The sequence below is a fragment of the Micromonospora sp. MW-13 genome (genome assembly GCF_003434305.1).
Taxonomy (GTDB): domain Bacteria; phylum Actinomycetota; class Actinomycetes; order Mycobacteriales; family Micromonosporaceae; genus Micromonospora.
In genome coordinates this window covers 1-3,458 of the sequence record NZ_QKKX01000105.1, presented here as the reverse complement: position 1 = coordinate 3,458, position 3,458 = coordinate 1, and the positions used below count along the sequence as shown (strand labels likewise).

Below are 3,458 nucleotides of genomic sequence, written 5' to 3'. Positions count from 1 at the left end.
CTAGACGCCCTGAACCGCGGGTATGACCTCTTCGCGGCACACACTCAGCACGCAGTCGCGCAGCCACCGGTGAGCCGGGTCCGCGTCGAGGCGGACATGCCACAGTAACGACACCGTCACCTCAGGAGCTGGGAAGGGCAACTCGAAGGAGTGCATCCCTCGCCGCAGGTTGGCGCTGTGACGCTCCGGAACCGTGGCAACCAGGTCCGAGGCCTTCGCCAGCGCCAAGGCGGCGCCGAAGCCGTCCACGACCGTCACGATGTCCCGCTGGCGGCCTGTGGGGCGAAGCGCCTCGTCCACGAGCCCCTCCGTCAGGCCGCGCCGCGAGACGTGCACGTGTCGCGAGGAGGCATACCGGGGCGTGGTCACCTTGCCACTGTTCAACGGGTGCTCGGTCCGCACCACCCCGATGAACCGGTCGGTGAACAGTGGCTTGCTCAACACGTCAGGAGCCGGGACGTGCTCGACGACGCCCGTCTCCAGGTCGACGCTCCCGTCCCGTAAGGGACCGGCGCCCTTCTTGGTCTTCTGCACGAACCAGAGGCGTACGCCAGGTGCTTCGCTGCCGACCTTGGCCACCAACTCGGGTCCGAAACTCTCCACGAACCCATCACTGCTGCGCAACACGAAGGTCCGCACCAGCGCCGCCAGGTCAAGCTTCTCCGCCGGCCTCAGGACCGCTTCGGCCTCCTGGACAACGGCACGCACCCGGTCGCGCAACTCCACGGCTCGCGGCGTGGGCACCAGCCCTCGGCCGGCCCGCACCAGCAGCGGGTCACCTGTGGCCCGCCGCAGCCGCGCCAGCGCGCGACTCATCGCCGACGGACTGAGTGCGAGCCGCTCCCCCGCCCGCGTCACGCTGCCCTCCTCGAGCAGGACATTCAGCGTGATCAGCAGATTCAGATCGGGCCGGGCCATGCGAACACGATCTCACATGGCGTTGCGTGCACAATCTGTTTTCCATCTTTGCGCCTTCCGCCACGTCGAGCCCGAACCTATGTTTCTAGGCGAACCCTCGACTCCAGGAAGAGGCCATCCTCGTGAGACCAGCAACCGCGTCTGAGCAGGTGTCGCCTGCGCGCCGTGCATCACTGCCCTGGACGCTGGCCGGACTGTCGCTGTCCATGCTTCTGCCCTCGCTGAGCACGAGCATCGCCAACGTCGGCCTGCCGACCATGGCCGCGGCCTTCGACGCCTCCTTCAACGAGGTCCAGTGGGTCGTGATCGCGTATCTCCTCGCCATCACGACGGTCATTGTCGGGGCCGGCCGGCTCGGCGACATCGCGGGCCGACGCCGCCTCCTTCTGACCGGCATCGCCGTCTTCACGCTCGCGACGCTGCTGTGCGGACTCGCCCCGAACCTTCCCTTCCTGGTAGCCGCCCGCGCGGTCCAGGGAGTCGGTGCCGCCTGCATGATGGCGTTGAGCATGGCCTTCGTCGGCGAGACCGTGCCCAAGGACCGCACCGGCAGCGTCATGGGCCTCCTCGGGACGATGTCAGCGGTCGGCACCGCACTGGGCCCCTCCCTCGGCGGATTTCTGATCGGCGGCTTCGGCTGGCGCGCGATCTTCCTCGTCGGCGTGCCACTCGGCCTGCTCACACTCGCGCTCACCATGCGGGTCCTGCCCGCCTCCGCGCCGAGCTCCGCACGCCCCCGTTTCGACTCGCTGGGGACCGTCCTGCTGGCGATCACCCTGGGCGCCTACGCGCTGGCCATGACGATCGAGGGCAACTCGTTCGGCCCGCTGGCCATCGGACTGCTCATCGCCTCGGGCGCAGGCCTCGTACTGTTCGTCTTCGCCGAGCGCCGGGTCTCATCCCCGCTGCTGACCCTGTCGATGCTCCGCGATCCGATCCTCGCCACCGGTCTGACGACGAGTGCACTGGTATCGATCGTCATGATGACCACGCTCATCGTGGGCCCCTTCCACCTGGCCCGGGGCTTGCATCTCGATCCGGTCTACGTCGGTCTGGTGATGTCGGCAGGCCCCGTGGTGAGCGCCTTCACCGGCGTCCCGGCAGGCCGCGCCACCGATCGCTTCGGCACCAGGGCCATGGTGGTCGTCGGGCTGAGCGGCCTCATCGGCGGCTCACTGGCACTGTCCTTGATGCCCGTTGCCGCCGGCGTCGCCGGATACGTCCTGCCCCTGGTCGCCACCACCGCCAGCTACGCGCTGTTCCAGGCGGCCAACAACACCGCTGTCATGAAGGACGTTTCCCCGCAGCAGCGTGGCCTGGTCTCGGGCATGCTGAACCTCTCCCGCAACCTGGGCCTGATCACCGGCGCCTCCGTAATGGGCACGGTCTTCACCGCCGCCGCCGGCACCAGCGACATCACGACGGCCGCCCCGGCCCAGGTGGCCCGCGGAACTCACTGGACCTTCGCCGCCGACGCTCTCCTCGTGGCCCTTGGCCTCACCGTGGTCTTGGGCCTACGCCGCCGTTCGCGACCCTCGCCCGATCGCATTCCCGAGAGCGTAGGCCGTTGACCTGCCGGGTCCTACAGCCGACGTACCCGTCACCGGCGGTTTCGCGATCACCTCGGCCGCCGGACCCATGTATTGCTGGGAAACGATGCGCGGCTTGCCATCGACGCGGGCGGACTCGACCAGGTAGTAGTAGGTCTGCCCACCCTGACGCTTCCCCACGATCGACGGCATATCAGGTAATACACCGCCGGGCGCCAAAAACCCAGCACCGGAGCCCTTTCAACGCTTGTCGATCATGAAAAGCCGGAAACTCGGGCTAGAGTCCCCCTTCTCTCGCAGCAGGATCAAACATTGATATGCGTCCAGATCGGCCGGGCGAAGCGCCAGCGCCCCGCCGCGTCGGCACGCCGTCTCCGTGTGCAACCGCAGAAGCAACGTGTCGAGCGCCGGATCGTCGCCCGTGCTGGCCGCAACCTCGTTGATCTCGGCCAGCCGGGTATCCGCCACTGCCCGCCGCGTGCTCGGCAGACGTCGCGGTTTCGCCACCTTCAGAGCAGGGTTGTCCGACGCCACGATGAACCCATCAGCGACTGCCCTCTTGTAGAGACAACGCAAGGCAGCAATCAAATGCTCCGCCGCGCTTCGACCACCACGGGCGTTCCGCCGAGCCACCACGTGCGTCTTGACGTACTCCGCCAACTGCTCGATCTCTGACGGTGTGGGCTCGTCCAGTCTCCGCTGCCCCCAGTGCTCCACCACCCGCTTCCAATAAGAGCCGTAGGCACGCCGCGTACCCGCCGTGACCGCAGCCGCCACCACAGGGACGTACTCGGCGAAGGTCGGCGACGGAGGACGAGCCACCCCCGCCTCCAATAGTTCAGCAGGCGAGATACCCATCCGAGCAAGCAGCAGCCGAGCCGCGTCCAACTCAGCGCCATTAGCCGCGGCATCACTCATGCTCGGCCCCGAACACCGCATCGTGAGCCTGGGTGATCAGCTCGTCGAGCTTCCCCGGCGGGTGAACCACTA

Annotated in this window: 3 protein-coding genes; 1 reads left to right on the top strand and 2 read right to left on the bottom strand. The window is 67.7% G+C overall.

Translation table 11 applies throughout. The features are described from left to right. A complete protein-coding gene (locus C5N14_RS31405; protein WP_117673528.1) occupies positions 1–918 on the bottom strand; it encodes a LysR family transcriptional regulator in 918 nt (305 codons plus the stop codon). Between the two features lie 206 nt (positions 919–1,124). Between C5N14_RS31405 and C5N14_RS31400 the strand changes: the two genes are divergently transcribed. Next, positions 1,125–2,489, top strand: coding sequence for an MFS transporter (locus C5N14_RS31400; protein ID WP_117673527.1), 1,365 nt, complete (start codon positions 1,125–1,127; stop codon positions 2,487–2,489). A 219-nt stretch (positions 2,490–2,708) separates the two neighbouring features. Here the strand turns inward: C5N14_RS31400 and C5N14_RS31390 are convergent, their stop codons facing one another. Next, positions 2,709–3,386, bottom strand: coding sequence for a hypothetical protein (locus tag C5N14_RS31390; RefSeq protein ID WP_243640294.1), 678 nt, complete (start codon positions 3,384–3,386; stop codon positions 2,709–2,711). Positions 3,387–3,458: the final 72 nt, after the last annotated feature.